Raw genomic sequence first — 26,483 nt, forward strand, 5'->3', positions numbered from 1 at the left:
GCCGTCGAATGCCTGCTGCTAGACTCAGAAAGAGCGTGACGGCCCGAAGTGACGTTACCCGTGTCGGGGACGCCCACCGAAGCGCTGGTTTTGGGGGAGCCCGGATCATGTACAAGACGGTTCTTTTAGATATTTCGGGCGTGCTTTACCAGGGGAACGCCGCCATTCCCGGCGCGATCCAGGCGGTTCAGCGCCTGCGTAACGCTGGGGCGGTGTTGCGTTTCGTCACCAATACCTCGCGCCAGCCGGCAGCCGCGTTACTGAAGCGATTGCATGGCCTCGGGTTTGGGATTGCCTTAGAGGAGCTGTTCACCGCGCCCCAGGCGGCACGGCGCTGGTTGATCGAACGTCATCACCGCCCCTTACTGATCATTCATCCGGAGCTCGAACCGGAATTTGCCGACCTGGCACAGCACAACCCGGATGCGGTGCTGCTGGCCGATGCCGAAGAACGACTGAACTACGCCTACCTGGATCAGGCCTTTGCCTTGCTGATGGCCGGTGCGCCCTTGCTGGCCATCGGCGAAAACCGCTATTTCCAGGGTGCGGATCGCCTGCACCTGGATGCCGGCCCGTTTGTCCGCGCTTTGGAGTATGCCGCCGGGGTCCGTGCCCAGGTGGCCGGCAAACCGTCCCCGCTGTTTTTCCAACAGGCATTGGCCGAGGCCGGCGGCCAGGCCTGCGACACCCTGATGGTGGGGGATGACGTGCAGGCCGATGTGCTGGGAGCGCTGGATGCGGGGCTGCACGCCTGCCTGGTCCGTACCGGTAAGTACCGACAGGGTGACGAGCGGACGGTCAGCGGCCGCGCGCGAGTGGAATCGTCCCTGGCGTCCCTGGTGGAGCATCTGGGACTGTGATGGCTTGTGGTTCGCCGGGGCCAAGGTACGACCAAAGCCGCCTGTCGTAGTGCCCTGAAGCGGTCTAAGGTTTGAGGTTTTCACCGGAAGAGTCGCCATGCCTGCCGTGCTCTACAGCTACCTGATCCCCGCGTTGTTCGTCTGGCTCTGGAGTACCGGATTTATTGGTGCCAAATTTGGCTTGCCTTACGCCGAGCCCTTCACCCTGTTGCTGCTTCGCATGCTACTGACCCTGGCGCTGTTGACCGGGCTGGCGTGGTGGCTGAAGGTGCGCTGGCCGGACTGGCGTGGTGCCGGGCATGTCGCCGTCACCGGGCTGCTGGTTCATGGCTGTTACCTGGGCGGCGTCTACTACGCCATCCAGGGCGCAATGCCCTCCGGGGTGGTATCGCTCATAGTCGGCTTGCAACCGGTGGTCACCGGAGTGGCGGCAGTGGCCATCCTGGGGGAGGGCATTGGCGCCCGCCAATGGTGCGGGCTGCTGCTGGGATTGGCCGGCGTCAGTTTGGTCATCCTGGAAAAAATGGTGCTGGTTACCGATGCGGTGGCCGCCTTTCCGCTCTGGACACTGCTGTGGGCGCTGCTGGCATTGTTCGGTATTTCCCTTGGAACCGTGTATCAGAAACGTCACGGTACCCATGTGGAACTGGTGCCCGGCACCATCATCCAATACGCCGCCGCCTCCGTGTTTTTCGCCGTGGGCGCCTTCGGCTGGGAGAGTCGGGCGGTGGAATGGCATCCGCAACTGCAGCTGTCCATGGCGTGGCTCGTGCTGGGGGTGTCGATTGGTGCCATCCTGTTGCTGATGTGGCTGATTCGCCGTGGCGCGGCCAACCAGGTGGCCAGCCTGTTTTACCTGGTGCCCCCGGTTACCGCGCTGCAGGCCTATTGGGCCTTTGATGAACGATTGGGCCTGCTGGCCATGTTCGGTGGTGTGCTGTCCATCACCGGGGTGGCGCTGGTGGTGGCGCCCAAATCCACCGCCTGAGGGGGAGAGCGTTCCGGCGTCACGGTCTGGCAGACGGTGACACCGGCCAGCGTGGCCGATTCCTTGCGCCGGCACCACCCGGTGCTAGAGTTCAAGCAGAGACCACTCACTCGCGGAAGGGAAGGCATCCATGAAACGTCCCGTCAGAATCGCAATCACCGGTGCTGCCGGTAGCGTCAGTTATTCCTTGTTGTTCAAGATCGCCACCGGCGAGATGATCGGCCCTGACCAGCCCGTTATCCTGCAGCTGATCGAGGTGCCCGGGGCCATGGACGCCTTGCGTGGCATCGCCATGGAACTGGAGGATTGTGCCTTCCCCTTGCTGCACACCATCAGCTTGCACGACAGTTTCGAGGAAGGCGTGGTGGATGCCCACTATGTCCTGCTGCTCGGCGCCAAACCCCGTGGTCCGGGCATGGAACGTAGTGAGTTGATTGCGGCGAACGCCCCGGTGTTTGCCAGCCAGGGCCGGGCGATCAACGAATTTGCCAACCGGGACGTCAAGGTGCTGGTGGTCGGCAACCCCGCCAACACCAATGCGCTGGTGGCTAGCCGCAACGCGCCCAAGTTGTCTCCGGCCCAGTTCACTGCGCTCACCCGCCTGGATCACAACCGCTGTCGGGGCATCCTGGCCAACCATACCGGCGCCAACCCCAAGGACATTCGCCGCATCACGATCTGGGGCAACCATTCCTCCACTCAGTTCCCGGATCTCAATCACGCCACTATTTACGGCGAGCTGGCGTTATCCCAGGTTGAGGAAAGCTGGTATCGCGACCATTTTATCGACAAGATCCAGAAGCGGGGTGCGGCCGTCATTGAAGCCCGTGGGCGCTCCAGTGCGGCCTCCGCCGCCCAGGCGGTCATTAACCATATGCACGACTGGATCAATGGCACCGGCGAGCAGGACTGGGTGAGTATGGCGATCGTCAGCGACGGCAGCTACGGTGTCGCCAAGGGCATCTTCTATTCGTTCCCTGTGCGCTGCGACTACGGGCGCTACCAGATTGTGCAAGGGCTGGAAATCAGCGACTTTGCGCGGGAAAAAATGACCGCAACGGAGCAGGAACTGCTTGCCGAAATGAAGACCGTCGCCGACCTGCTGCCGAAAGAAACCGAAGCCTCCCACAATAACCTGTCGGTGGGCCTGCGCTCCGGCATCACCCTATACGACGATGGCATCTCGTTGCCCGAACAGTACCTGCAGACTGACCGGGTGAGCTAACGCCGTTCGGCCAACTTGCGTGGCGGCTCAGGCACACCGTCGCCCTGGTGCTGGGTCGTCGTTGGCCAAGGGGTCAAAACTGGCTCAGTACCAGCACCATCGCTAACAGAGCGGTGAATACAAAGGCGATCACCGCGAGCAGGCCATCCCGTGCCATCAGCGCCAGGCCGAAGGCGGTCAGGGCCAGTCCGGCCATGGTGGCCGAGAAGGGGATGAACTCCATGGCCGGAAGCGCCAGCGCGATCACCCCGCAAATCGCCGCGATCCCATAGCTGCCCGCGCGCCGAACCAGGAACGTCAGCCTGGGACGGAGCCAGCGGTCGATAAACCGCGCCGGCTTGCGCAGCCAGATGATTGCCTTGAGCAATTTCTTCTGCGAAATGGATCGGTTCAGCATCCACTGGGGCAACCAGAAATGCTGACGGCCCAGCAGCAGTTGCAATGCCACCAGCAGTACCAGTAGCGCCATCAGCGTGGGTACCCCTGGGATGCCGCTAAGGGGTGAGAAAAGGATGATGCCCACCAGCAATAACAGTGGCGCGAACGAGCGCTGACCCACGGCGCAAATCACCAGGTCCAGGGTCACCCGTCGCCGCTCATGCGCGGTGCTGGCGATGTGCTCCAGCAATTGATGCAGGCTGGAGATTTCTGCGTCGGGTTCGCTCATACGCACTGCAACCGCCCTTCAGTGAGCCGGCGGGTGGCGCCGCCGATTCTTGCCTCGGAACATCTGGCTGTGCACGGTTTAAAGCATCCGCCAACTGTTGGCGTCGGGTCAACAGGGGGGCGCAAATCTTGAGCGGCTGTGGATCGGTTGCGGTTGCAATTACCGGGCATCCGGCATGAAATGTCCCCCATGAAAACAAACGGGAGTAACCCTATTGCGTGAGTCAGTTTCACCGAGCCGGAGCGAGGCCAACTCAATCCAGGCAGGCAGAAGTGATCGACACATCTGCCTGTCCTGGCCAATCCCGCGTCCCTGCCTGAGTTCCGCGCCGCTGAACGGCGGCTACTGCCAAGCGAGCAGGATCCTGAATCTGCGGGTTAATGGGGAGCAGACGCCGCTGCCACCGGAAGACACGCTGCGGCAGTACGCCGATCGGCAGGGCTGGCGTGGCACTACGGTGGGTATGATGACCGCCGCGCCGATGGACACTTTGCGCCATTGCTCTGATCGGGTTGGCGAGGAATCCCTGCATCTGTGGCTGACCTGCGGTCTGGACAACGCCAGACGAGCAGGTGATCCGGCGGACTGGCGCGGCGAGTCGGCCCCGCCGGCGGGCACCATCAACACCGTCTTCGCCACGAGTCTGAGTCTCACTCCGGCCACCATGGCGGAGCTACTGATGGTATTGACCGAAGCCAAGTGTGCGTTTTTTCAGGACGCAGGCATCACCAGTCCGGCCTCTGGTGGCATTGCCACTGGTACGGGCACCGATGCCATGGTGATTCTCTCCGGCAGTGGCAGAGCAGAGCGCTGGGCGGGCAAGCACACTCTGCTCGGCGAGCGCGCTGCCCAATTGATGATGTGCGCTCTGGGGGACTGTTTAGGGGCCGCGGTCGAACATTGATCCCTGCCCGGCACCACCCCCGGTCGAGCGGGCGTTCGTCAACCGCCCGAAACCACGTTGTCCGCTTTGGTGGACTCGACAATGTCGAGGAGTTCCTGGGTTTCCGTGGCCGGAAGCTTATGTTTGGCGAGGATCTCCTTGAAGATGGTGACCATACGGTCCCACTCGCGCGGGGTGATGTTCAGGTGTGCGTGGGACTCTTTCATGGTGCGTCCCTGGTACTGTCTAGTCCCAGCGACCATGAATGCCATTCTGGGTCTTGCCTCGGGGGACTCCTTAGGGTTGCCAGCGCGCGGTGTCGTCATAGAAACCCTGGCGATCCAGGGCCGCGCGGATGTGCCCGACCACCTCGTTGCTGAGTTGCCGGTAATCCGGGTAAGGCGTCAGCAGCAGCCGTTGGTTGAAGTCTATGGCAACGCTGGCGCTGACCGTCAATGGCTGCGCCTGGTGTATCAAGCCTTCAAAGCGCCGCAGATTATCCTTGCCGCCGATCCAGTGCCAGTCGGCGCAGTTCGATAGCGCCGGGGCAAAGCACAGCGACGTGTGCTGGAACAGGCGGTCGTCCCGGAACTGGCGCCAGTCGTCGGCAGTCGGGCTCACGATTTTGGCCAGCAGGGATACGATCTTGCGCCAATGATTGGAATTGGTGGCCATCAGGGCCTGGGCGCTGAGATCGTCCTCGAGTTGCGGGAGCCCATTCGGGCGATGGGGCAGGTACAGTGCCAGACGCGGCTGGGAAGCGCCCAGGCAGTCGGAATGGGGCATGTGAGTGACGACCCTACGGGTAAAATGAGCGGCGATTTGCCATTGTCCATGGTTCGAATGCACGCTGCAAACCAGGGCCAAAGGCGGAGCCTGCTCAGACCTGTGGTGGCCCATTGTGGGGTTTATCTGGCCTTGTCTGCGCTTGATTTATGGGATATTTGATGTTCTCTGATATTTGACAAACTGGCATGTTTTCAAGTGGTTGGAACCCATTTGGGCCGATGTGCGTTTGTTAATGGGGAGCAGGCTGCGCATCGTCGTCCCAGCCCCGTGTCGTGATACTCCCACTGGATCCTCGATGAGCTGCCTGGCAACGAGGGGAACTGAATCACCCAACAACAAGATCAACCACCATGACTCTCGCCAAAAAGTTTGGATACTCCGTCACCGCTGCGTTTGTGGCCATCGCGCTGATGTTTGCCTTTTATTACACCAGCGCCTCGATCGATCACCTTACCGATCGTACCGATGAACAGGCCGCGATGTACCGGGAAGAAATAAATCGATTGCTGGAAATCAACGATGCCCACTTGTCTGGGCAGGTACAACGCAGTCTGCAACTGCTCAGCCGGGAAGGCCAGAGTGTTGGAGAAGGTGCCGCATCCGAGCTGGTGGTACGAGTGGCTGGTGCCATGGGTGGGCAAGCGGCGGTGTTTACCGGGCAGGGCGACCGTTTTGTGAGTGTCGCCACCACTTTCCGTGAGCCTGGCCGGCGCGGGCGGGAACCTGTCCTGGAACCCTCCAGTCGGGCATTAGCGGCCTTGCGACGGGGCGAGGCGTACTACGGTTTGGATGAGGTGCTGGGTGAGAGCTATGTGGTCGGCTACGAGCCGATGCGAGATGCGGCTGGGCGAATAGTGGGGCTTTGGATGGTGGCCTACGGTGCCGATCTGAGCGTCCTGCAGCCGGCAGTCGCTGAGCGTCGCCTGCTCGAGAGCGGGTTCGTCGGGGTGCGGGATAACCGGGGAGAGCTTGTCATTGCCTCGACGCACACCGATAAAAATAGCGCTCAGCGCGCCTTGGACGAGGGCAGCGGCTGGCGGCTGGCGACTACCCATTATGGGGCCTGGGGGGTGGACATAGTCACTGCGTACTCGCCCCAGGAATTGAGCCGTCAGGTACTTTGGGACGTGGCGCAAGTGTTGCTGGTGGTGGCCATTGGCGGCTTGCTGCTGCTGGCGTTGCTGCTGTATCTGCTGCACTTGCTGGTGGGTAAGCCCATTCAGGCCATGGTGGAGCGGATGGCGGACATAGCGGCGGGCGATCTGGCGGTGCGGTTGAACAGCGAGAGCCGGGACGAGTTTGGTGATTTGGCCCGCTGCTTCAATGAAACCCTGGTTCGGCTGCAGCAGACCTTGCTCGGTATTCGCAACGCCTCCTCCCAGTTGTCGATCTCGGCCGATCAGCTTTCGGCCGCCGCGGCCGATACCAGTGGCTCGGTACGGGCGCAAACGGCGGAGACGGAACAGGTGGCCTGTGCGATGACGGAAATGAACTCCACGGTGGCGGAAGTGGCGGCGAGCACCGAGCACGCGGCAACGGCGGCAGCCCAGGCCGAAACCAACGCCAGCGATGGCATCCAGGTGGTTCAGTCGGCCATACGGGGTATTGAGGGGCTGGCGGGAGACGTAGAGCAGGCCGCCGGGGTCATTGCGACACTCTCGCAAACCAGCCGGGATATCTCCCAGGTGCTTGATGTTATCCAGAGCATTTCCGAGCAAACCAACCTGCTGGCGCTCAATGCGGCCATCGAGGCGGCCCGGGCGGGGGAGCATGGGCGCGGTTTTGCGGTGGTGGCGGATGAGGTCCGGTCGCTGGCCCGACGCACGCAGGATTCCACCAACGAGATCCACAGCATCATCGAGCGTATCCAGAGCGAATCCCAGACGGCAGTGAGGGTGATGGAAACTGGCCAGAAAGCTGCCAACCAGAGCCTGCAGGAGGCGCGTACCTCGCAGCAGGCGCTGGATACCATTCTGGAGTCGGTGGCACGAATTAATGAACTGAACCGAGAGGTGGCCAGCGCGGCGGAACAACAAACCTCGGTGGCCGAGGAGATTGCCAGGAACCTCACCCGCATTCGCGATGCGGCGGAACAGAACAGCGAATACGCCGGCCGGTCGACCCAGGCCAGCGAGGATGTCGCCCGCCTGGCGATTGAGCTGCAGGAACGGATCCACTACTTCACGCTGGAACCCCAGGGATGTGGCGAGCAGCAGGACAGGGCACCGCTGGCGCCCGGAAACCTGGGCCAGGCGCCGGCAGGCGTTGGCTTGCTCGGCTCTTAAGTCGTCATCGGGGCGTTGGCGGTGCCATACTCCACGTTGTAGTCGCCCAGCTGGAACACATCCAGCCGGCGCTTCAGCGCGCCGAGTGATCAGGGCCAGGCGGCAGAGTTGCGACCGTTCTGGTCCAGGTAGTAACTGCTGCAACCGCCGGCGTTGACCAGGAACCAGATGGTGAACAACGCCAGCGCGAAACCGGTGATGTGCAACTGACGCAAAGCGTAAATCGACTGTTTGTTCGGGTTCAATTCGGAACTCGGCCGAGGTATTGCGCGTCGGCGACGTTGGGCAGGTGCCACGCCAGGTTCCGCGCTGAGGCCCTGAAATTAGGGGCTTGAGGCGGGTGGCGGATTGTTCGTCGGAGGATGGGCAGAGCGGCAGGGTGGCAGGTCTGGCTATTGGTTGAGTGCTTGTTCGGATTTTGAGTTGCGGTTCACTCGGTTTTGAGGGTACGGTTGGTCTGGGAGCCAGTCCGAAGCTCCTGGCATCCCCTGCTGCCTGAGGCCAGGCAACGAACTCACCCAAAGCAAGAACAGGCGGCCCCGAATGCCCGACAATCCCCTGAAAGCCCTGTCCGACATGGCCAGCGATGCCCACGCCCGGATCCAACAGGTTCATCAGCACATCAATCCAGTGGTCGCGGTGCGCCGCGGTATGCGTAACGCGGGCATTCCCGCCGACGCCATGACCATCGACTGCCTGCGAACCCGCCGGCGCATCATGCTGATCCTGCACGACGCGCAACCGGGCATCCTGCTTTACCAGTTCGTCACCCTGGACGATGAGTTCGGCAACGACTTCCAGCAGCTACCTCTGGCCGAGGTGACGGTTGAGACCTTGTTTGAGTGGATGCAGGATTACTTCGGCTGAGGCGGCCGATTGGGGAGCAAGGTATGGAAACCCTGATTGTTATCCTGGCGGTCCTGTTTTTGGCATTGTTTATCCTGGTGCCGCTGCTGGAGAAATTCGCCGGTAAGGGTGGGGGCCGGATCAACCCCAAGCTGGCGAAGTGGATTTTTCCGCTGATGGCGGCCGTCATTGTCCTGCAGTTGATTCGCTACTACTTCGGCTAGGGAGTCGCTGAATACTGGCTGGCCGATGAGGTGATCGCAGCCATAAAAAAAGGCAGCCGAAGCTGCCTTTTTTAGAGGGTTGTCTGCGGCTTACAGCGCGACAACGTTCTCTGCCTGAGGGCCTTTCTGGCCGTCAGTTACAGTGAACTCTACCTGCTGGCCTTCGGCCAGGGTCTTGAATCCACCGCCTTGAATGGCGCTGTAGTGAACGAATACGTCAGCTCCGCCTTCGCGGGTGATGAAGCCAAAACCTTTGGATTCGTTGAAGAACTTAACAGTACCGGTAATAGTAGACATATTTAAACTTCCTGAAATCAATCAAATAGATTGTTGGGGTTCATCGTTGTGATGACCATCCAACGGGATGCGGGAACTAATAAACAGGCGGAATCAAAAACAGGACGGCGTACTACTACTTGGTAACGTCTTATTCGTGAACTGCTTTGCTAACTCTTTCCTACGGCACCCACTGTACCCTTTTGAATCGGAAATAGCCAAGCTTTTCTGAGTAGGCATTTTCACGCACTTTCCTATTCCTGATCAAAGGCCCGGTGGCGCTGGTCCCAGCGTTTGCCCTGTCTGGACTTGGAAATGGACGTGCATCGGCAATTGATGGCGGTTGACTCGATTGCCCTCGCCAAGGCGATGCTCACAGCGAAGCTGTAGCAGGTCGCAGGATGGTTTCTGTCGCTGTTGGTCCGAGTCAGGATGTTGCACTGCCTGTGATAACCTGATGGGAGCCTTGCCGTTAGCGCCAAGCGCGTTGTAATACCGTCCCACTAATACCGTTTCACGTCAGGAATCCGACCCTATGGCAGTTCAGGTTTACGAAGACATCGGCCACCATATCACCCGTATCGATACCGGTATGATTCACGATGAACTGGCGGCCTGCTATCTGCTTGAGGGCGGCGATGAATATGCCGTGATCGAAACCGGTACTCACAACACCGTGCCAAGAATTCTGGCGCTACTGGAAGAGCGGGCGATTCGACGGGACCAGGTCAGCTATGTGATTCCCACCCATGTGCATCTCGATCATGCCGGGGGCGTGGGTGGGCTGATGGAAGCCTTGCCCCGCGCGACCTTGCTGGTGCACCCTCGGGGTGCCCGGCACATGATCGATCCGTCCAAACTCAAGGCCGGTGCGACGGCGGTCTATGGTGAAAAGGCGTTTGGCGAGATTTATGGCGACATCATCCCGGTGAGTGAAGACCGGGTGCGCACCATGGCGGATGGTGACGAGATCCTAGTGGGCAGCCGGCGGCTGGTATTCTTCGATACCCCGGGCCATGCCCGGCATCACTTCTGTGTTTATGATCCGGCATCCAGGGGCATATTTACGGGTGATACCTTTGGCCTGAGCTATCCGGTACTCACCACCGCGAAGGGGCCGTTTATTCTGCCCACCACCACCCCGGTGCAATTCGATCCATCGGCGCTGAAGGCTTCCATCCGTAAGTTGCTGGCACTTGCGCCGGAGCGCGTCTACCTGACCCATTACGGTCGGCTGGATAATCCTCAGCCCCTGGGTGAGCAATTGTTGATCATGGTGGATGATTTCGTCGCCCTGGCCGAAGGCGTGGCCGCTTGCTCGGACGATGACACGCTCGATGGCAACCTCAGGCGGGCCATGGCGGACTATCTGCTGGCGGCGGCACGGAGCCATGGTTGTACCCTGGCCGAAGAGCAGCTTCGGACCGCGCTGGGTATGGATATTCAGCTCAACAGCCAGGGGCTGGCGGTGTGGTTACGGAGCCGCCATCGGGCAGGTTAGTGGAGGAAAGGAAACAACGTCCGGGTTGTGGTGGGCGTTATTTCCTTTCCAGCTGCGCTGGCGAGGTCAGGCCAGATCGAAGCGGTCGGCATTCATCACCTTGTTCCAGGCGGTGACGAAGTCAGACACAAATTTTCCTTTGGCATCATCCTGGGCATAGACCTCGGCCAGAGCCCGCAGTTGAGAGTTGGAGCCAAAGACCAGATCCACTCGGGTGCCGGTCCACTTCAGGTCCCCGGTCTTTCGATCGCGGCCTTCAAACAGGTTGGCATCGCCGGACGTTGGTTTCCATGCCGTGCCCATGTCCAGAAGGTTGACGAAGAAGTCGTTGGTCAATTTACCTGGCTGCAGGGTCAATACGCCGTGTTGGGCGGTACCGTGATTGGCGCCCAGCACCCGCAGGCCGCCGATGAGCACGGTCATTTCCGGTGCGGTCAGTTTCAGCAATTGAGCTCGGTCCAGCAACAGTTCCTCCTCCGGCACCGAGAACCTGGCCTGGGTGTAGTTACGGAAGCCATCGGCGCGGGGTTCCAGCGGCTCGAACGAGCGAACGTCGGTTTGGTCCTGGCTGGCATCGGTCCGGCCCGGTGCAAAGGGCACGTCGATGGTGTGTCCGGCATCCTTGGCGGCTTTCTCGATGGCGGCGGCTCCCCCCAGGACGATCAGGTCGGCCAGGGAGATCTTTTTGTTGCCGGACTGAGCGTCGTTGAAGGCTTGCTGAATGCCCTCCAGCATTGTCAGTACCTTAGTCAGCTGAGTGGGCTCGTTCACCTCCCAATCTCGTTGCGGCGCCAGGCGAAGGCGAGCGCCGTTGGCTCCGCCGCGCATGTCCGAGCCCCGGAAGGTGGAGGCGGAGGCCCAGGCGGTGGACACCAGCTCGGCCACGGACAGCCCGGAGGCCAGAATTTTGCCCTTCAGATCGGCAAGGTCCTGGGCGTCGGCCAGGTCGTGGTCCAGCGCCGGCACCGGATCCTGCCAGATCAGATTCTCGGTGGGCACCTCCGGCCCCAGGTAACGGGCCTTGGGTCCCATGTCCCGGTGGGTCAGCTTGAACCAGGCTCGGGCAAAGGCGTCGGCGAATTCGTCCGGGTTCTTGTGAAAGTGCTCGGCGATCTTGCGGTAAGCCGGGTCTTCGCGAAAGCCCATATCGGCCGTGGTCATGATGGGGGCATGGCGTTTGTTGGGGTTGTGGGCGTCAGGGACTGAGTTTGCGGCCGCGTCACCCTTCGCGACCCACTGGTGGGCGCCCGCCGGGCTCTTGGTCAGTTCCCATTCGTTGCCCAGCAGGGTATCCAGATAACTCATGTCCCACTGGGTAGGCGTGTAGTTCCAGGCGCCTTCGATGCCACTGGTAATGGTGTCTTCGCCCTTGCCACTGCCCAAGCTATTGCTCCAGCCGAGGCCCTGGGTTTCCAGGGGCGCCGCTTCCGGCTCGGGGCCGACGTTGGCCGGATCGCCAGCGCCGTGGCACTTGCCGAAGGTGTGACCGCCGGCGGTGAGGGCGACGGTCTCGTAGTCGTCCATCGCCATGCGGGCAAAGGTCTCACGCACATCCCTGGCGGAGGCGATGGGGTCCGGGTTGCCATCGGGGCCTTCCGGGTTCACGTAGATCAGTCCCATCTGTACCGCTGCCAGGGGATTTTCCAGCTCCCGGTCGCCGGAATAGCGGCTGTTGGCCTTGTCGCTGGTGGCCAGCCACTCCCGTTCCGCCCCCCAGTAAATGTCGTCTTCCGGTTCGTAGATGTCCTCGCGGCCGCCGCCAAAACCGAAGGTCTTGAAATCCATGGATTCCAGCGCCACATTGCCGGCCAGGATGAGCAGGTCGGCCCAGGACAGCTGGTTGCCATACTTCTGCTTGATCGGCCACAGCAGCCGGCGTGCCTTGTCGAGATTACCGTTGTCGGGCCAGCTGTTAAGAGGGGCGAAACGCTGGTTGCCGGTATTGGCGCCGCCACGTCCATCGCCAATACGGTAGGTACCGGCGGCGTGCCAGGCCATGCGGATCATCAGCGGGCCATAGTGGCCATAATCCGCCGGCCACCAGTCCTGGGAGTCGGTCATCAGCGCACTGAGATCCCGTTTCACCGCAGCCAGATCCAGCTGTTTGAAGGCTTCGGCGTAGTTGAACTCTGGGGCGAGGGGGTTGGACAGGGGCGAATGTTGGTGAAGTAGCTTGAGGTTCAACTGATTGGGCCACCAGTCCTGGTTGCCTGGGCCTGTGCTTCCCGTGCTGGTTGGTGAGCCATGCATGATCGGACACTTGGCTGTGGAACTGCCGTTGGTCTTGTCCATTGTCTACTCCGGCTTCGTTGCGTTGGCGATCAAGAGCAGTCATCGGCACCGATTGTGTCTGCTCAAGTTGTGTCTATACATTTTTAGCAACGGGACCGGGGGACAGCTAGTTGCTTTTTCCAACCGGCGCCATAGTTTTCTGTTAAATCCCGCAGCCAGACAATGTCCTGCCAACAAACATTCATGGATTTGGGGGGGGGCTGAGAGCTTCGGATTAGGGGGTTTACGGTGATGGCCGTATTCCGGATCAGTGTCCTTTGAAATGCAAAATAATGCAAAAAACATGTCTGCAATGTGTTCATATTCACAGGCACGGCGTGATGGGATTAACCGAACCGGTTCCAGAACGCGGTTAGCATGGTGCCTATGTTGAAGGAACCAAGAGTCAACCAAGAAGGAGAGTGGTGGTTTGAATAAAACAATTAGATAGGTATTTTTATGAAGTTATCTCATGTGATCGTCCCTGCCCTGGCTGCATCGTTGCTTTCTACTTCCGCTCTGGCTGTTCAGGGGTCGAAGTTTTCCGCCACCCTGAGCAAAACCGCCCTGATGAATGAAGCCACCAACGGCTCCGCAGTGGTGATGGATACAATGATCCACACCGCCAATAAAAAAGAGCTGTTAATCGGTGTGTCGCTGGAAACCGGCCTCTATACCCAGACAGAGGTAAGGGGTAAAAACGGCGATAAAGATTCTGCCAGTGCCATGGCGGGGATCGATATCACCGTCTACGTCGATGGGGTGGCTGCTGAGCCCGGTACCATCACTTTTAATCAACGGGAGCAGGAACTAACTGCGGTGCTGGGTGGCGTCATTGAATCCTGCACCTTTAGCACCGATCAGGATGGCGATGGGATGACCGATGACTCACTTACCGTCACCATTGAAGATGACTGTACAGTCACCGACGAAGAGATTGAATTGATTCAAAGCACCATGTCGGCCCATCACTTCAATTTTGTCGCGCCCGATCTGTATGCCGGCGACCATACCATCACCGTGGAAGCGACTATCTCAAGCGATAGCAGCAGTGGTAATGGCAGTGCCAGTGCGGCCGCACTTGTTGGCAAGGGTTCCCTGACGGTTGAATCGGTTCGGGCCATCAATCAGGACGGCGGCCTTATCGTTCTGGAATGATACCGGCGGTTATCGATGACGCCGCTGTCTGGCCCTGAAGCTTCAGGGCCAGACGCTTCAGTTTAAATAGGAAGACGGAGCGATTGGCTGGTCGGAAAACCAATCGCCATGAGGCAACGCTGAGCTCGCAGTCGGGCTCAGGCTCTGGAGTGGTCAGTCCTCAAGCCGTTGCCGAAGGCGGTCGGCTGCCTGCAGCAGCAGGGCTTCCTCGGCGCTGTTGGGTGACTTGTCCGATAGTTGGTTGAGTAACACCAGGGCAGGTTCGACGCCGTCTTTTTCTTCCACCTTCAGTTTCGCCCGCGCATACTCGTAGTACACGCCCGGGTAGTTCGGTGCCAGTTCCAGCGCCCGCTCGAACTGGCGTTCCATGGACGAGGCTTTGGCGCCGTAGGTGAGTCGCGCCACCATCGAGCCAGCCTTTTCAATGATCCCAGACTCAACCCCGGCCATCAGGGTCATGGCGTAGACGTTATCGGGATTCTCCTCCAGCAGTCCGTTCAGGGTGTCCAGCACCTCCGAGGTGTAGCCGGTGCCCATTGCCCGGGAGGCCGACAGGTCCTCCAGGATGCGGGCCTTACCATAGGCATTACCAAAGCGGATCATGGGGTGGTCCGGCGCCATTGGCAGGATTTCCCGGGTCCGCTCGATCACTTCCTCCAGCAGGGCCTGGCGCTCGTCGGGGTTGGTTCCGAGCAGGCTGGCGTAGAGAACCTGGGCGTAAAGGCCGGGGAAATAGCCGGCGGGGCCCAGACTGAGGCCCAGATCCCGGGCCTGCCGGAATTGGCCGTTAAACAGCAGGCTCCAGGCACGGCGGAGTTCGGTGGCGTAGGCGTCGAAGTGCTCGCTCAGATCGCCTTCGGTGAGGTAGGCCAGCTCGGGATGGCTGTTGGCGATGGTCTTCAGGTGGGAGCGGGTATAGTCGTACAGTTCCGGCCAGCGCTCGGCGTCGGCTCTCAAGCTGGTGGCCGAGGGCAGAGGGCCGCGAAAGCCGCCGGTCAGATCGAGCCAATGCTCGCCCAGGTTCTGTTCGCTGTATTCGAACGGCGTCAAGGTGTCGGGATAGGGTGCCCAGCGCTCGGAGCCCAGGGCCAGGCCACTGGCGAAAAGCCAGCAGGTCAGCAGAAATAAACGTACCATCATGGTGAAAGTTCCTCTTTTTTTTAAAGATGACCATAGCTGGGCGGGTGTGCCATTGGCTGCCGTGTCCGCTTGGGTTGAATGTGTGCCAATGGGTATCCAGCTGCTGTGTCCACGTTGCCCGGGGGCTGAGTCCTGGAGGGGGCCAGAGCGGCGTACGGCACTGCAGCATGAGATCCGCTAGAATCCTCTCAGAACTCGGGCCTGCTGCAGCGCTCGAGCCGTTGATTTGCAGACGCTGGCGGACAAGGAGACTGGCCGTGTTTGAACATGTCAGCAGTGAGCTGCTTTCGATCCGCCGTTTTCTGCTGCGGATGGCGCGGTATTTTGCGATTGCGGTCCTGATGCTGCTGTTTGGCCTGTTGCCTGGCGTGGTGGGCTTTCACGTATTGGGATTGAGCTTGGGCGAAGCGACGCTGAATGCGCTCTCGCTGCTGGGCGGGGTGGAACCTCCCGTTGAATTGGCGGCGGATCACAGCCGGTGGTTCGTGGCCGGCTATGGGCTATTCATCGAGGCCGTCTTTTTCCTGGCGGTGGCAACCCTGTTGGCCCCCCTGATCCATCGGATGTTTCATCGGATGCACCTGCAAGAGCGGTGAACGGGGGCCGGCAATACCGCCCCCCGCACCTTTCGCGCCGTAGGTCTTGGGCGTTCAGCTTTCGTCTGCTGACGTCGTCACTCGTTTGATCTCTTCGGCATAGAAGTCGTCAAAATTCTTGAATTCCATGCTGTTCTGACCGCAGCAGCGGATGTCGCCAGACTTGATGTCGTACACCCAGCCATGGATTTGGACCTTCTGGGTCGCCAGCTTGGCCGCCACCACCGGATGGGTGCGCAGGTGCTGGACCTGTTGCAGTACGTTCTCTTCGATGGCCTCGTTGAGGTACTGGCCGTCCAGGCAGGCATCGGTGGCGATGCCATGACGCTCCCGCACGATTTCCATGGCGGAGCGGCAGTGGCCAAGCCATTCCTTGACGTGGGGCAGGCCCTTCAGGGCCGCCACATCCAGCGCGCCCTTGATGGCGCCACAGTCGGTGTGGCCACAGACGATGATATGACGCACCTTGAGCACCGCCACCGCATACTCGATGGAGGCGGTCATGCCGCCGGTTTCATTGCTGTGGGGCGGGATGATATTGCCCGCGTTACGGCAGATGAACAGGTCGCCGGGGTTGGAGCCGGTGACCAGATTGGGGTCGATGCGTGAATCCGAACAGGTCACAAACAGAACTTCCGGGCTCTGGCCGTCTGCCAGCGCGCCGAACAGGTCTTTGCGCTCAGGGTAGACGTTCTTGCGGAAGTCCAGCACGCCACGAACGATATGTTCCACGATTTCTCCTTAAGTCTTTCAGGCAATAAGTCTGTCAGGCAATAGGTCTGTCAGGCAATCTCGATCAACACTTCACCAGGGGTAACCCGGTCACCCTTGGTCACATGAATGGCTTGGACGGTACCATCGATGCCGGCATTTACCTCGGTTTCCATTTTCATGGCCTCGGTGACCAGCACCGCCTGGCCGGCGCTCACGGTGTCGCCGACCGCCACCACCACCTCGACAACGTTGCCCGGCATGGCGGTGGTGACATGGCCGGGTTCGCTGGCCCGCTTGCGGTTACTGCCGCCGTCAGCGACGTACTCGTTGAGGGATTCGAACACCACTTCTTCGGGCATGCCATCCAGGGACAGGTACAGTTTACGCTTACCGGCACCGGAATCCCCCACGCCGGTGACCGCCACTTCGTAAGTTTCGCCGTGAACGTCGATGCGGAACTCAGTGGCGACGGCGGTTCCCATACGGTCTTTGCCGCCATGCTCGGCAGGCAACAGTTCCTCCGGCTTCAGGGTGCCCTGGGCCCGTTGCTGCAGGAACTCCCGGCCCAAATCCGGGAACATGGCATAGGTAAGCACATCTTCCTCACACTTTGCCAGGCTACCAATGTCTTGTCGTAACTTGGCAAGCTCGGGGTTGAGCAGGTCCGCAGGCCGTCCCTCGTTGACGGATTCGTTGCCGATGGCCTTTTTCTGGATCTCGGCGTTGACCGCTGCCGGTGGCTGGCCGTAGCCCCCTTGCAGGTAGCGTTTTACCTCGTTGGTGATGGTCTTGTAGCGCTGGCCCGCCAGCACGTTGTAGACCGCCTGGGTGCCGACGATTTGCGAGGTTGGCGTGACCAGCGGCGGAAAACCAAGGTCTTCCCGCACTCGTGGGATTTCCTCGAAAACGTCGCGAATCCGGTCCAGGGCGTTCTGCTCTTTGAGCTGGTTGGCCAGGTTGGACATCATCCCGCCCGGCACCTGGTTGATCTGCACCGACACGTCTTCGCGGGTAAATTCACTTTCGAACTGGTGGTACTTCTTGCGGATCTCCCGGAAGTAGTCGGCGATGTCACTCAGCAGCGTCAAATCCAGACCGGTATCGTACTCGGTGCCTTTCAGCGCGGCGACCTGGGATTCGGTGGCCGGATGGCTGGTGCCGCTGGCGAAGGAGGAAATCGCGGTGTCGATGCGGTCGGCACCGGCTTCAATGGCCTTGAGTTGGCACAGGGGCGCCAGGCCGGAGGTGGCGTGACTGTGCACCACCAGCGGCAGTGCCACTTCCGCCTTGATGGCCTTGACCAGCTCATAGGTGGCGTAGGGGGTCAGCAGCCCAGCCATGTCCTTGATGGCGATGGAGTCCGCGCCCATGGCTTGCATGGCCTTGGCCTGCTCGACAAACAGCGCCGGGGTGTGGACCGGGCTGGTGGTGTAGCAGAGGGTGCCCTGGGCGTGCTTGCCGGCCTTCCTCACCGCCTTCATCGCGGTCTCGATGTTGCGCAGGTCGTTGAGGGCGTCAAACACCCGGAACACGTCGATGCCGTTGTCCGCGGCTTTCTGGACGAAGGCCTCCACGACATCGTCGGCGTAATGGCGGTAGCCCAGCAGGTTCTGACCCCGCAGCAGCATCTGCAGACGGGTAGTGGGCAGCGCTTTGCGCAGTTGTCTCAGCCGTTCCCAGGGGTCTTCCTTGAGGAAGCGAACGCAGGCGTCGAAGGTGGCGCCGCCCCAGACTTCCAGCGACCAGTAGCCTACCCGGTCGAGCTTGTCGCAGATCGGCAGCATGTCGTCGGTGCGCATGCGGGTGGCGATCAGCGACTGGTGCGCGTCGCGCAGGATGACGTCGGTGACTTCGATTTTTCTGGTGGTGCTCATATCTCATTCCTCCTGCGGATTACCAGCCGGCGTGGGCGGCAATGGTGGCGGCAATGGCCAGCGCAACTTCGCTGGGGTCGCGTTTGGTTGAATAGTTCAGCAATTCCGGATGGCTCGGCACAAAGCTGGTATCGAAAGTGCCGTCTTTGAAGTCCGGATGATCCAGGATCTGTTGGTAGTAGGCGGCGGTGGTTTTGATGCCGTGCAGACGCATGTCATCCAGGGCGCGCTTGCCGCGAGCGATCACTTCCTCCCAGGTCAGCGCCCACACCACCAGCTTCAGACACATGGAGTCGTAGTAGGGCGGTATCTCGTAACCGGTGTAGATCGCCGTGTCCACCCGCACGCCCGGCCCGCCGGGGGCGTAGTAGTGGGTGATGCGGCCGAAGCTGGGCAGAAAATCGTTCTTGGGGTCCTCGGCGTTGATGCGAAACTGCAGGGCGTACCCCCGGTACTGGATGTCGTGCTGGCGATAGCTCAGGGGCAGCCCTGCGGCTATCCGAAGCTGTTCGCGGACGATGTCGACCCCGGTGATGGCCTCGGTGATGGTGTGTTCCACCTGCACCCGGGTGTTCATTTCCATGAAGTACACTTCATTTCCGGACAGCAGGAACTCCACCGTGCCTGCGTTCACATAGCCAACCGCCTCGGCGGCCTTTACCGCCAGGTTACCGATGTACTGGCGTTGCTCTGGGGTCAGTTGCGGGCTGGGGGCGATTTCGATCAGCTTCTGGTTGCGACGCTGGATCGAGCAGTCCCGTTCGAACAGGTGCACCGCATTGCCCTGGCTGTCCGCCAATACCTGCACCTCGATGTGACGTGGGTTGACGATGCACTTTTCCATGAACACCTCGGCCGATCCGAACGCCTTGGTGGCCTCGGAGATGACCCTGGGGTACTGGGTTTTCAGTTCGTCCGGGCTGTCGCAGCGACGGATGCCACGGCCGCCACCACCGGAGGTGGCTTTGACCATCACCGGGTAGCCGATGTCGCTGGCCAGTGCCAGCGCCTCTTCCAGGCTGGCCAGATTGCCTTCCGATCCCGGAGTGATGGGTACGCCGGCCGCACGCATGCTGTCGCGGGCCTGGGTTTTGTCGCCCATTTTGTGAATGACCTTGGAGCTGGGGCCGATGAAGGTCACCCCTTTATGCTCACACAGGCGGGCAAATTCCGCGTTTTCAGACAGGAAGCCGTAACCCGGGTGGATGGCATCGCAGCCGGTTTCCACCGCGAGGTTGACGATGCGGGCGGGGTCTAGGTAACCGGCCAGCGGGTCCTCGCCCAGGGAGTAGGCTTCGTCGGCCCGCTTCACGTGCAGTCCGTAGCGGTCGGGTTCGGTGTAGATGGCCACCGAGCGGATGTTCATTTCGGCACAGGCGCGGATAATGCGCACCGCAATTTCGCCCCGGTTGGCAATCAAGACTTTCTTTAGCATGGGAAATTCCTCTTCAACATGGGAGATTCCTCGTCTCGTCGTCCCGAATGAAGGATGTGCAAAGCGTAGCGGGGTAGAACTCTAAGGAAAAATTGATATTATTTTTGATGTATATAACAGATCACTTATAGATGGGTGAAAAGGGCGATTCCCAATGCCATTGAGTACGCATAAACTGGCCAGCCGCCTGACCTTCAGGCAGCTCCAGGTCTTCAAGGCGGTCTACGATCTGGAAAGCTACAGTAAGGCAGGCGAACTGCTGGGCCTGACCCAGCCCGCGGTCAGCAGTCAGGTGCGTCACCTGGAACAGGCACTCGGACTGCCAATGTTTGAATACGTGGGACGCCGTTTGTATTGCACGTCGGCCGGAGAAGAAATGGCGCGGTGTGTACGGTCGGTTTTTGGTGAACTGGAGCGGGTGCAGAGTAAGTTGGCTGCCCTGGAGGGGCGGGTTTCCGGGCGGCTCAGCCTGGTGGCGGTTAACACCGCCCAATATGTGGTGCCCTATCTGTTGCGGGCATTTCTGAACCTCTATCCCGAGGTCACGGTATCCGTGACGGTGGTCAACCGGGCGGTCGCACTTCAGCGGTTGAATGAGAACCGTGACGATCTGGTTGTTATGGGGATGGTGCCCAGCGAACAGCCACTGGTGTCATTGCCGTTTCTGGACAACGAGCTGGTCCCCGTCGTACCCCGTGGCCATCCTTTGCTCGCACTGGAGACGGTCTCGCCCCAGGCGTTTCTCGACAGCCAGTTGTTGGTGCGGGAACTGGGTTCCGGCAGCCGGTTGGCCCTGGAGACCCATTGTCAGCAGCACCGCCTCAGCATGAATCCAGGTATGGCGCTCGGGTCCAACGATGCGGTCAAGCACGCGGTACTGGCCGGTCTTGGGGTGGCGGTCTTGCCCAAGCAGAGCATCCTGCCCGAGCTGGAGATGGGGAGTCTTGAGACCCTTGCGATGCCGGGCTTTCCTCTGCGCCGTAGTTGGTGCCTGGTGTACCCGCAGGCCAAACACCCCACCCCGGCGATGCAGGCGTTTATCGACTACATTCAGCAGAATATCCGTAATTTTGAACAGTTTTTTCTGCGGCGCCAGGCCTGATTTTAGCGATCCTCTGCCTCTTCTTCGGCGTCAAGTTCCGCCTTTCGCTTGCGGATCTTTTCCAGCTTGTCTTCGGGTATATTCATGCTGTGGGCGCTGTCCCGCAGCAGCAAGAGACTGCCGACGATCATCGCCAACGCCAGTAACAGTATCACCCAGCCAATCACGGGCATTGAGGTGTCTCCCTGGTTGTTTCTGTTTCCTCTATAGTGAACCACGGCGCCTGCCACCGACAACTGACTGAGGGAGAATGTCATGTCTTTTACCCGTATTTACGACCAGGCCGCTGCCCGCAAGGGCGGAGAGGATGCATTACGGTCGCTGTTGCCGCAAGTGCCGGGCCCCGGCGAACTGGAGGCCATGGGGGATGACCGGTATTTGTCCGAGCTGACCCGGTGCATCTTCAAGGCGGGCTTTGTCTGGCGGGTGATCGACAACAAGTGGCCGGGATTTGAAGCCGCGTTCGAGGGGTTTGTGCCGCTTTACTGGCAGCAGGTACCGCCAGAGGTGCTGGAAGCGCTGGCCCAGGATGAACGTATTGTCCGCAACCTGCAGAAGATCCGCACGGTTCCCGAGAATGCCCGGATGATTGTCGAGGCCGCCCAAGCCCATGGCAGTTTCGGGGCCTTCCTGAGCCAATGGCCCTCAGACGATGAAGTGGGGCTGTTGCAGTACCTGAAGAAACACGGCGCTCGCCTGGGAGGCAACACCGCCCAGTACTTCCTGCGCTGGGTAGGCTGGGATGGATTCATCCTGTCCCAGGATGTGGTGGCGGGGTTGCGCCGGGAACAACGGCTGGACGCCAGTCCGACCAGCCAGAAGGCCTTGAGTCAGGCCCAGCAGGCCTTTAACGAGTGGCACCTGGAAACGGGGCTGCCGTACAGTCATCTGTCCCGTATTCTGTCGTATTCGGTCGGCGATTAAACCCTGGTTCGCGGCGTTCGGCGAGCCTGTGCGGGAAGCTCTGACAGGCAATCGCTAACAGGCAATCGCTAATAGAGCAGCGACGAGGGGGCGCGACGAGGGGACGGAGGCCAGATCAACCTGCCGGCCGGAAGCGACCGGCAGGTGTCACTGACTGGTGGGGCAGGGGTAAGGAATACCCGCCCGATGACTCAGCTGGGCAAGTACTCCTTGCCCCAGCCCAGGCCGGCGATCCGTCGCTCGATCATGGAGTCGATCTCCTGCTCGGTATATCCCACGCTGGCCAGTACGGCGCGGGTGGAATGACCGAACCGCTCGGCCGGGGTGAAGGCCCGCACCCTCGCTTCGCTGGGGCGAATTGAGTAGTGGTCCACCTGGGTAATGCAGTGGCCGCTGGGGTGGTCAGGGTAGATGGAGAACGCGAAGCTGCCCAGATCGGTGCCCGGTGTGCCATCGGCTTCGCGGCTGTACTGCCCACGCAGGTTTTCAATGGCCATCGGCTCGGCAACGGCAACATCGACCTTACGCAGTTCCTTGGTCCAGTAAGCGACCGGGGCCTGGCCGAGGGCCTGGGTCAGGAAATCCCCCAGGTTGGCCGCTGCGCTGATGCCCTGCAGTCCCTCCACCTGCTCCAGCTTGTCCAGCTCGCCGCGATGGGAATCGATAAAGACCCAGCCGTCGCTGGTGGCGTAGAAGTGGGACAGCTCATGGTTGCCCAAAGCCTCGCGACCGGACGGCTCGTCGAACGGCGCGCGCCCCTGGTAATCAAAGGCGAACGGCGCCTGGGCCAGGTTGGTCACCGCGGACAGCGAGGTGCGGGCGCGGGACACTTGGCCGGTCTTGTGCTTGCGATACAGCGCCACCGCCATGGCCAGGCCCGCAGCGAAGCCGCAGTTGACGTCCAGGGTGCCCAGGTGGGCATGCTCCTCCGGGGTGGCGGCACCGCCGAAGCGGCTCATGATGCCACTGTTGGCCTGGATGATGTCGTCATAGCCAATGTAATCGGTCTTGGGGCCGCGGCGAGGACCGCCCAGGCAGTCCAGGCGGCAGAACAGCACGCCGGGATGAACCGCCTGCAAGCTGTCATGGTCGAGTCCCAGTGGCTTCATTTGCCGTTCCGGGGCATTGATCACCACGATATCCACCGAGCGCACCAGTCGATTGAATGCCTCCCGGCCCTCGTAGCTGGTGATGTCTACCAGTGCGCTTTGCTTGTTCACGCCGGTCTGGAAGGTGAACAGGGTGCCGATCAACGGGTCATACAGCGGTGTGACCGGGTCCAGCTTGATAACTTCGGCCCCGAACCGGCTGAGGAAGGCGGCGGAGTGGGGGCCGGCAATCACATTGGTCAGGTCGAGAATGCGCACGCCGTCCAGCCAGCCTTTGCCGCTGACCGGTGCGATGTTGCTGCCGGTGGGGCGGGTGATGGTTTCGCTGGCGGCCACTGCGCTGAGCTCCGCCAGCGCCTCGGTCACGGTGACCTGACGGCGGGGACGCGGCGTCAACATGTCCTCGGCGATGTCTTCCAGCCAGGCGATGGGGCCGCCCTGTTTCATCGGGCCGTATTCCGGGTCGTCCACTTCCACTATGAGGCCGGAGGCATTGGTGTGCTCATCGTTCACCCATTCCTGGGTGGTGCGGTGGGGTGCGCCGGGAATCTGGCCTTCGCCGAACAGTTTGCCCCACTCGTCGGAGGTGCGGGTGAGGAACGCCTTCTTCATCTTGGCGGAAATGATGTCCGCCCATTTCTTCGGCAGCGGATAGACGCCGATGGAGGTTTCACCGTCCCACTCGGCAATCGGCATGTGCAGGTCCTTGACGTCGGGCAGGCCCTCGGCCATCAGCTCGTCGTAAATGCCGAGCAGCTTCAGCGCCCGTTTGGCGTGGTTGCGGTGGGACGGGCAGACGCAATAGAACATGCGACCGTCGGCGCACTCGTAGGTGCGGTAGAACGGGTCCAGGTATTCCTGCAGGTCGTCGTAGCTCAGGTCCATGGTGATGTTGTGCGTCTTGCGATGCTCAATTTCCAGTTCACGCATGGTTTTGTAGCGTTCGGGCAGGCCGTCGATGACGTAAGAGTTGTAGGACAGGCCTTCCATCAGCGCTGCGGCCACCGGCACTTCGATACTGTCGCCGCGGCCGGATTTTTCCCGTGCCAGCAGACTCAGTACCACCGAACTGGCGGCCAGCGAGACGGCGTAGGACGAGCCCAGCGGCAGCGGCGAGAAGCTCGGGTTGACGCCCATCAGCACCCGGTTGAAGCCCATGTCGGTGAAGGCACCGCAGGTGGCGGCAACCACGGCCTCGGTGGCTTTCCATTCCTTGCGCAGATCATCGTTGCTGGCAAAGCCGGGCACCGACAGGGTGATCAGCTCCGGGCGCTCGGCGCGCAATTTCGCAAAGTCGATACCTAGGCGTTTCATCACCCCGGGGCGGAAGCTCTCGATCACGACGTCGGCCTGCTCGATCAGCGCCAGCGCCTGTGCCAGGCCGCTGTCCTGCTTGAGGTCCAGCCGCACGCAGCTCTTGTTGCGATGGAGCACGGCGTTGGCCGGATGGTCCCACTGGGGGCCTTCGGGGGGATCGACATGCACCACGGTGGCGCCGAAATCCGCCAGTACCATGGCCACGGCGGGGCCGGCGATCTGCTGGCCAAAGTCGACGACGCGTACACCGGTTAACGGAAGTTGAGTTTTATTGTTCATCGCTGTTTGCCCTTCCTGTCTCTGGGACCAATACCGGCCGACTCTGGCCGTGTGGGTCTGTGGCTGAAAACCGTTTCGTTGTTGTCGAGCACACGGGGAGTTGGTCAGCGTTTCTCCCTTGACTCGATTGCGCCAATGGTAGGGACAGAAATGTCGGCGGAACCAGCAATAAAAAATGGCCCTTAGCCCCAAGTTTTCTTATGGCTGATGGGGTCCGCCTGTGCCATAAAAAAACTTTGGTCTAAGGGGTGCATTTTATTGGTTCATTTTCGAACTCTTTTTTGATGTAAATAGTGTCACTTCGGTTCAGGAAGCATTAGCCCGCGGGACGTGGGCGCACAACAACAAACTGATACCTCCAACAGAGGACACGAAGAATGACCAATAACGACAACAGTCAATTGAAGTTACGCAGAGGTGGGGTGCTGGTCGGCACCCACCCGGTGATGTCGCTGGGGGCCGGAATACTGGTGTTTGCCTTTGTGCTGTTCACCGTGGCGGTGCCCGAGCTGGCCAACACGGTCTATACCGGTATCAAGGACTTTATCGCGGCCGATCTGGCCTGGTACTACATCGGCTTTATGAGTTTTGTGCTGTTTCTGGTGGTATGGCTGGTGTTCAGCCGCTACGGCGACATCCGCCTGGGCCAGGACAGCGACCGGCCGGAATTCAGCAACTTTTCCTGGTTCTCCATGCTGTTCGGGGCCGGAATCGGGATCGGCATCCTGTTCTGGAGCATTGCCGAGCCCATCTACCACTTTCAGAGCAATCCGCTGGTTCCCGAAGGCCAGCAGCTGACCGCAGAAGCCGCCCAGGTGGCGATGCGGATCTCCATCTTCCATTGGGGCCTGCACGGCTGGGCGCTGTTTGGCCTGGCGGGATTGACCCTCGGCTACTTCGCCTATCGCAAGGGCCTGCCGCTGTCGATTCGCTCCAGCCTGTACCCGATCTTCGGCGATCGTATCTACGGCCCCATCGGGCATATGGCGGACCTGTTGGCGGTGTTCGGTACCGTGTTCGGGATCGCCACCTCACTCGGTCTGGGGGCGCAGCAGATGAATGCGGGCCTGAACTACCTGATCGGCGTTGAGGTGTCCACCGGTAACCAGATCCTGCTGATTGCCATTATCTCGGTGATCGCGACCGTGTCAGTGATGACCGGGCTGCACAAGGGCATCCGGGTGCTCAGCGAGCTGAACATGCGACTGACCATGTTGATTCTGGGACTGTTCGTTGTGGTGGGGCCAACCGCGTACCTGCTGGGCGCGCTGGTGACCAACCTGGGCGACTATCTGGTACATGCGGTGGAGCTGGGTTTCTGGGTGGACCCGGACCCAGCCGGCCAGTGGCAGGGTTGGTGGACGCTGTTCTACTGGGGCTGGTGGATCGCCTGGGCACCGTTCTGCGGCATCTTCATTGCGCGGATCTCCAAGGGCCGCACCATCCGCGAATTCGTCCTCGGCGTGTTGGTGGCCCCGACCCTGCTGGCCGCAATCTGGATCACGGTGTTTGGTAACACGGCCATGTTCCTGGAACTGTTTGGCGACGGCGGTGTGGTTGCAGCGGTCAATAAGGACACCACCATGGCCCTGTTCTCCACCATCGAGCTGATGACCGACAGTGAACTCATGATCACGCTGATGGCGAGCATCTGTACCGTCATGCTGGTGACCTACTTCGTGACTTCCGCCGATTCCGCCACCCTGGTGATCTGCACCCTGATCTCCATGGGCAATTCGAACCCGCTGCCCCGCTACCGGGTGTTCTGGGGCGGCGCGATCGGTGCCGTGGCAGCGGTGCTGTTGTTGGCCGGCGGCCTCCAGGCGCTGCAAACCGCTTCGGTGGTGGCGGCCCTGCCGTTCTCCTTCATCCTGATCATGGCGATCTACGGCCTGTTCAAGTCCCTGCGGGAGGAGAGCCTGCCGGAAAAGGCGTCCCGGTTTTCCCGACTGACGGGGAAGGGAAGTCGGGCCAGCGCCCGCGAATCCTCGGCCGTACCGGCCACTGGCAACCTTTGAGT

Annotated in this window: 25 protein-coding genes; 13 read left to right on the forward strand and 12 right to left on the reverse strand. The window is 60.8% G+C overall.

The features are described from left to right. The first annotated feature begins 107 nt into the window (after positions 1-107). The 3 genes from N6L25_RS02545 to N6L25_RS02555 all read left to right on the forward strand — a co-directional run bounded on the left by N6L25_RS02545 (position 108) and on the right by N6L25_RS02555 (position 3,073). Positions 108-860 carry a TIGR01458 family HAD-type hydrolase gene (locus tag N6L25_RS02545; RefSeq protein WP_271977509.1) on the forward strand — a complete coding sequence of 251 codons (753 nt, stop codon included), beginning with the start codon at positions 108-110 and terminating at the stop codon, positions 858-860. A 97-nt stretch (positions 861-957) separates the two neighbouring features. Then, complete coding sequence (locus tag N6L25_RS02550) at positions 958-1,848, forward strand: DMT family transporter (protein WP_271977511.1); 891 nt, start codon at positions 958-960, stop codon at positions 1,846-1,848. A gap of 130 nt (positions 1,849-1,978) precedes the next feature. Further along, a complete protein-coding gene (locus N6L25_RS02555; protein ID WP_271977513.1) occupies positions 1,979-3,073 on the forward strand; it encodes a malate dehydrogenase in 1,095 nt (364 codons plus the stop codon). A gap of 73 nt (positions 3,074-3,146) precedes the next feature. Here N6L25_RS02555 and N6L25_RS02560 read toward each other — a convergent pair whose 3' ends face one another. Continuing rightward, complete coding sequence (locus tag N6L25_RS02560; protein WP_271977515.1) at positions 3,147-3,740, reverse strand: exopolysaccharide biosynthesis protein; 594 nt, start codon at positions 3,738-3,740, stop codon at positions 3,147-3,149. 214 nt (positions 3,741-3,954) lie between these two features. On the opposite strand from N6L25_RS02560, the gene N6L25_RS02565 reads away from it, so the two are divergent. Next, complete coding sequence (locus tag N6L25_RS02565; RefSeq protein ID WP_271977517.1) at positions 3,955-4,644, forward strand: adenosylcobinamide amidohydrolase; 690 nt, start codon at positions 3,955-3,957, stop codon at positions 4,642-4,644. Positions 4,645-4,682: 38 nt separating this feature from the next. Here N6L25_RS02565 and N6L25_RS17680 read toward each other — a convergent pair whose 3' ends face one another. Both N6L25_RS17680 and N6L25_RS02575 read right to left on the reverse strand, forming a co-directional pair. Continuing rightward, a complete protein-coding gene (locus N6L25_RS17680; RefSeq protein WP_442915200.1) occupies positions 4,683-4,949 on the reverse strand; it encodes a globin domain-containing protein in 267 nt (88 codons plus the stop codon). Further along, positions 4,921-5,409, reverse strand: coding sequence for a DUF6942 family protein (locus tag N6L25_RS02575; protein WP_271977521.1), 489 nt, complete (start codon positions 5,407-5,409; stop codon positions 4,921-4,923). Before N6L25_RS02575 ends, N6L25_RS17680 begins: the two co-directional genes overlap by 29 nt. 353 nt (positions 5,410-5,762) lie before the next feature. Here N6L25_RS02575 and N6L25_RS02580 point away from each other — a divergent pair, with 353 nt between their 5' ends. Further along, positions 5,763-7,697: a methyl-accepting chemotaxis protein gene (locus tag N6L25_RS02580; protein ID WP_271977523.1), complete on the forward strand. Its 1,935-nt coding sequence runs from the start codon at positions 5,763-5,765 to the stop codon at positions 7,695-7,697. Positions 7,698-7,786: 89 nt separating this feature from the next. Here N6L25_RS02580 and N6L25_RS02585 read toward each other — a convergent pair whose 3' ends face one another. Then, the gene (locus tag N6L25_RS02585) at positions 7,787-7,942 is read right to left on the reverse strand and encodes a hypothetical protein (protein ID WP_271977525.1); all 156 of its coding nucleotides are present in this window, start codon (positions 7,940-7,942) and stop codon (positions 7,787-7,789) included. 298 nt (positions 7,943-8,240) lie between these two features. Between N6L25_RS02585 and N6L25_RS02590 the strand changes: the two genes are divergently transcribed. Beyond that, entirely contained in the window at positions 8,241-8,564 is a 324-nt protein-coding gene (locus N6L25_RS02590) for a hypothetical protein (RefSeq protein ID WP_271977527.1), read from the forward strand. Positions 8,565-8,587: 23 nt separating this feature from the next. After that, positions 8,588-8,767: a hypothetical protein gene (locus N6L25_RS02595; protein ID WP_271977529.1), complete on the forward strand. Its 180-nt coding sequence runs from the start codon at positions 8,588-8,590 to the stop codon at positions 8,765-8,767. Positions 8,768-8,857: 90 nt separating this feature from the next. Here the strand turns inward: N6L25_RS02595 and N6L25_RS02600 are convergent, their stop codons facing one another. Beyond that, positions 8,858-9,064, reverse strand: coding sequence for a cold-shock protein (locus N6L25_RS02600; RefSeq protein WP_271977531.1), 207 nt, complete (start codon positions 9,062-9,064; stop codon positions 8,858-8,860). Between the two features lie 514 nt (positions 9,065-9,578). On the opposite strand from N6L25_RS02600, the gene N6L25_RS02605 reads away from it, so the two are divergent. Beyond that, entirely contained in the window at positions 9,579-10,544 is a 966-nt protein-coding gene (locus N6L25_RS02605) for an MBL fold metallo-hydrolase (RefSeq protein WP_271977533.1), read from the forward strand. A 66-nt stretch (positions 10,545-10,610) separates the two neighbouring features. On the opposite strand, the gene katG is transcribed toward N6L25_RS02605, so the two are convergent. After that, complete coding sequence (katG, locus tag N6L25_RS02610) at positions 10,611-12,836, reverse strand: catalase/peroxidase HPI (protein ID WP_271977535.1); 2,226 nt, start codon at positions 12,834-12,836, stop codon at positions 10,611-10,613. A 438-nt stretch (positions 12,837-13,274) separates the two neighbouring features. Here katG and N6L25_RS02615 point away from each other — a divergent pair, with 438 nt between their 5' ends. Beyond that, a complete protein-coding gene (locus tag N6L25_RS02615; RefSeq protein WP_271977537.1) occupies positions 13,275-13,973 on the forward strand; it encodes a hypothetical protein in 699 nt (232 codons plus the stop codon). 153 nt (positions 13,974-14,126) lie between these two features. Here N6L25_RS02615 and N6L25_RS02620 read toward each other — a convergent pair whose 3' ends face one another. After that, on the reverse strand, positions 14,127-15,113 hold the full coding sequence (locus tag N6L25_RS02620) for a hypothetical protein (protein WP_271977540.1): 987 nt from the start codon (positions 15,111-15,113) through the stop codon (positions 14,127-14,129). A gap of 257 nt (positions 15,114-15,370) precedes the next feature. Here N6L25_RS02620 and N6L25_RS02625 point away from each other — a divergent pair, with 257 nt between their 5' ends. Then, complete coding sequence (locus N6L25_RS02625) at positions 15,371-15,709, forward strand: hypothetical protein (protein ID WP_271977541.1); 339 nt, start codon at positions 15,371-15,373, stop codon at positions 15,707-15,709. A 54-nt stretch (positions 15,710-15,763) separates the two neighbouring features. On the opposite strand, the gene N6L25_RS02630 is transcribed toward N6L25_RS02625, so the two are convergent. Genes N6L25_RS02630 through N6L25_RS02640 form a run of 3 tightly spaced genes read right to left on the reverse strand, consistent with a single transcriptional unit; the run spans position 15,764 to position 19,732 of the window. Next, entirely contained in the window at positions 15,764-16,441 is a 678-nt protein-coding gene (locus N6L25_RS02630; protein ID WP_271977543.1) for a carbonic anhydrase, read from the reverse strand. A 50-nt stretch (positions 16,442-16,491) separates the two neighbouring features. After that, the gene (gene oadA, locus N6L25_RS02635; protein ID WP_271977545.1) at positions 16,492-18,297 is read right to left on the reverse strand and encodes a sodium-extruding oxaloacetate decarboxylase subunit alpha; all 1,806 of its coding nucleotides are present in this window, start codon (positions 18,295-18,297) and stop codon (positions 16,492-16,494) included. Positions 18,298-18,316: 19 nt separating this feature from the next. After that, positions 18,317-19,732 carry an acetyl-CoA carboxylase biotin carboxylase subunit gene (locus N6L25_RS02640; RefSeq protein ID WP_271977547.1) on the reverse strand — a complete coding sequence of 472 codons (1,416 nt, stop codon included), beginning with the start codon at positions 19,730-19,732 and terminating at the stop codon, positions 18,317-18,319. Between the two features lie 154 nt (positions 19,733-19,886). Between N6L25_RS02640 and N6L25_RS02645 the strand changes: the two genes are divergently transcribed. Further along, entirely contained in the window at positions 19,887-20,834 is a 948-nt protein-coding gene (locus N6L25_RS02645) for a LysR family transcriptional regulator (protein WP_271977549.1), read from the forward strand. 2 nt (positions 20,835-20,836) lie between these two features. On the opposite strand, the gene N6L25_RS02650 is transcribed toward N6L25_RS02645, so the two are convergent. Beyond that, positions 20,837-21,007: a DUF2897 family protein gene (locus N6L25_RS02650; protein ID WP_271977551.1), complete on the reverse strand. Its 171-nt coding sequence runs from the start codon at positions 21,005-21,007 to the stop codon at positions 20,837-20,839. An 82-nt stretch (positions 21,008-21,089) separates the two neighbouring features. On the opposite strand from N6L25_RS02650, the gene N6L25_RS02655 reads away from it, so the two are divergent. Further along, positions 21,090-21,758: a DNA-3-methyladenine glycosylase I gene (locus N6L25_RS02655; RefSeq protein ID WP_271977553.1), complete on the forward strand. Its 669-nt coding sequence runs from the start codon at positions 21,090-21,092 to the stop codon at positions 21,756-21,758. A 191-nt stretch (positions 21,759-21,949) separates the two neighbouring features. Here the strand turns inward: N6L25_RS02655 and N6L25_RS02660 are convergent, their stop codons facing one another. Then, positions 21,950-24,463 carry a CoA transferase gene (locus N6L25_RS02660; RefSeq protein ID WP_271977556.1) on the reverse strand — a complete coding sequence of 838 codons (2,514 nt, stop codon included), beginning with the start codon at positions 24,461-24,463 and terminating at the stop codon, positions 21,950-21,952. Between the two features lie 377 nt (positions 24,464-24,840). On the opposite strand from N6L25_RS02660, the gene N6L25_RS02665 reads away from it, so the two are divergent. After that, positions 24,841-26,481 (forward strand): BCCT family transporter, encoded by a 1,641-nt coding sequence (locus N6L25_RS02665; RefSeq protein ID WP_271977558.1) that lies wholly within the window; start codon positions 24,841-24,843, stop codon positions 26,479-26,481. Positions 26,482-26,483: the final 2 nt, after the last annotated feature.

Origin of the sequence: Marinobacter sp. SS21 (assembly GCF_028369065.1) — a bacterium.
Lineage (GTDB): Bacteria > Pseudomonadota > Gammaproteobacteria > Pseudomonadales > Oleiphilaceae > Marinobacter.

Bases quoted from the DNA above. Each gene is read 5' to 3' on its own strand.
- N6L25_RS02545 (WP_271977509.1), top strand. From the start codon at position 108: ATGTACAAGACGGTTCTTTTAGATATTTCGGGCGTGCTTTACCAGGGG.
- N6L25_RS02550 (WP_271977511.1), top strand. From the start codon at position 958: ATGCCTGCCGTGCTCTACAGCTACCTGATCCCCGCGTTGTTCGTCTGG.
- N6L25_RS02555 (WP_271977513.1), top strand. From the start codon at position 1,979: ATGAAACGTCCCGTCAGAATCGCAATCACCGGTGCTGCCGGTAGCGTC.
- N6L25_RS02560 (WP_271977515.1), bottom strand. From the start codon at position 3,740: ATGAGCGAACCCGACGCAGAAATCTCCAGCCTGCATCAATTGCTGGAG.
- N6L25_RS17680 (WP_442915200.1), bottom strand. From the start codon at position 4,949: ATGACGACACCGCGCGCTGGCAACCCTAAGGAGTCCCCCGAGGCAAGA.
- N6L25_RS02575 (WP_271977521.1), bottom strand. From the start codon at position 5,409: ATGCCCCATTCCGACTGCCTGGGCGCTTCCCAGCCGCGTCTGGCACTG.
- N6L25_RS02580 (WP_271977523.1), top strand. From the start codon at position 5,763: ATGACTCTCGCCAAAAAGTTTGGATACTCCGTCACCGCTGCGTTTGTG.
- N6L25_RS02590 (WP_271977527.1), top strand. From the start codon at position 8,241: ATGCCCGACAATCCCCTGAAAGCCCTGTCCGACATGGCCAGCGATGCC.
- N6L25_RS02595 (WP_271977529.1), top strand. From the start codon at position 8,588: ATGGAAACCCTGATTGTTATCCTGGCGGTCCTGTTTTTGGCATTGTTT.
- N6L25_RS02600 (WP_271977531.1), bottom strand. From the start codon at position 9,064: ATGTCTACTATTACCGGTACTGTTAAGTTCTTCAACGAATCCAAAGGT.
- N6L25_RS02605 (WP_271977533.1), top strand. From the start codon at position 9,579: ATGGCAGTTCAGGTTTACGAAGACATCGGCCACCATATCACCCGTATC.
- katG (WP_271977535.1), bottom strand. From the start codon at position 12,836: ATGGACAAGACCAACGGCAGTTCCACAGCCAAGTGTCCGATCATGCAT.
- N6L25_RS02615 (WP_271977537.1), top strand. From the start codon at position 13,275: ATGAAGTTATCTCATGTGATCGTCCCTGCCCTGGCTGCATCGTTGCTT.
- N6L25_RS02620 (WP_271977540.1), bottom strand. From the start codon at position 15,113: ATGATGGTACGTTTATTTCTGCTGACCTGCTGGCTTTTCGCCAGTGGC.
- oadA (WP_271977545.1), bottom strand. From the start codon at position 18,297: ATGAGCACCACCAGAAAAATCGAAGTCACCGACGTCATCCTGCGCGAC.
- N6L25_RS02640 (WP_271977547.1), bottom strand. From the start codon at position 19,732: ATGCTAAAGAAAGTCTTGATTGCCAACCGGGGCGAAATTGCGGTGCGC.
- N6L25_RS02645 (WP_271977549.1), top strand. From the start codon at position 19,887: ATGCCATTGAGTACGCATAAACTGGCCAGCCGCCTGACCTTCAGGCAG.
- N6L25_RS02650 (WP_271977551.1), bottom strand. From the start codon at position 21,007: ATGCCCGTGATTGGCTGGGTGATACTGTTACTGGCGTTGGCGATGATC.
- N6L25_RS02655 (WP_271977553.1), top strand. From the start codon at position 21,090: ATGTCTTTTACCCGTATTTACGACCAGGCCGCTGCCCGCAAGGGCGGA.
- N6L25_RS02660 (WP_271977556.1), bottom strand. From the start codon at position 24,463: ATGAACAATAAAACTCAACTTCCGTTAACCGGTGTACGCGTCGTCGAC.
- N6L25_RS02665 (WP_271977558.1), top strand. From the start codon at position 24,841: ATGACCAATAACGACAACAGTCAATTGAAGTTACGCAGAGGTGGGGTG.